The 258-nt window shown below is 53.9% G+C and carries 1 pseudogene; it reads left to right on the top strand.

Annotated elements, in window-relative coordinates:
* A pseudogene (locus tag SB772_RS42885) lies at window positions 1–258 on the top strand (hypothetical protein); the annotation flags it as partial.

Genomic DNA, 258 nt, shown 5'->3' with positions numbered 1-258 from the left:
CTTCAGTTATCAGAGTGATCATGCGGCCGGCGAGAAGGTCGTGACGGTGCTCATGTCGGGCCGCAACCTGAAGTTCTCGAATGTATGGGACGAACTTGAAAGTCGGGCGTTCCTGCCCCTACTTACAGGCGGCTATCCAATCGTTCGATACCTGATTGAAATGGATGGCCCGGATCTCGCGTTGATTATGGGGATCCCGGTGTTCGGCCTCTATATGAGGGACATCTTCGGGTTGTATGCACGAACTGGTGATACACC

Origin of the sequence: Paraburkholderia sp. SIMBA_030 (genome assembly GCF_046535245.1) — a bacterium.
In the GTDB taxonomy this organism is placed as follows: domain Bacteria; phylum Pseudomonadota; class Gammaproteobacteria; order Burkholderiales; family Burkholderiaceae; genus Paraburkholderia.
The sequence above is the reverse complement of the archived record's forward strand: the minus strand, read 5'-3'. Positions and strand labels throughout refer to the sequence as shown.